Raw genomic sequence first — 228 nt, forward strand, 5'->3', positions numbered from 1 at the left:
AGCGGGAACGATACGTTTGTGATCGTTCCATCCAAGCTTACGGTTCACGTGGCCGCCGTCATCGCAGGTTATGCGCCCGGCCATGACGTCATCGACCTGTCAGACCTGCTCAAGCCCCTCGGCGCCAACGCGCCGACCACGGTCCCGCAGGCGGTCGCCCCCGTCAAGGTTACCTCCTCCAACAATGGGCCTCACGTGTGGGTCGACGACAACGGTACCGCGCCCGGC

At 64.9% G+C, this 228-nt stretch carries 1 protein-coding gene; it reads left to right on the forward strand.

Going from position 1 to position 228, the window contains the following annotated elements; translation table 11 throughout:
* Positions 1-18: 18 nt before the first annotated feature.
* On the forward strand, positions 19-228 hold a 210-nt coding region (locus KVT37_RS33400), incomplete at its 3' end, for a hypothetical protein (RefSeq protein WP_217579137.1).

The organism is Mesorhizobium sp. GbtcB19 (assembly GCF_019091085.1).
Lineage (GTDB): Bacteria > Pseudomonadota > Alphaproteobacteria > Rhizobiales > Rhizobiaceae > Mesorhizobium.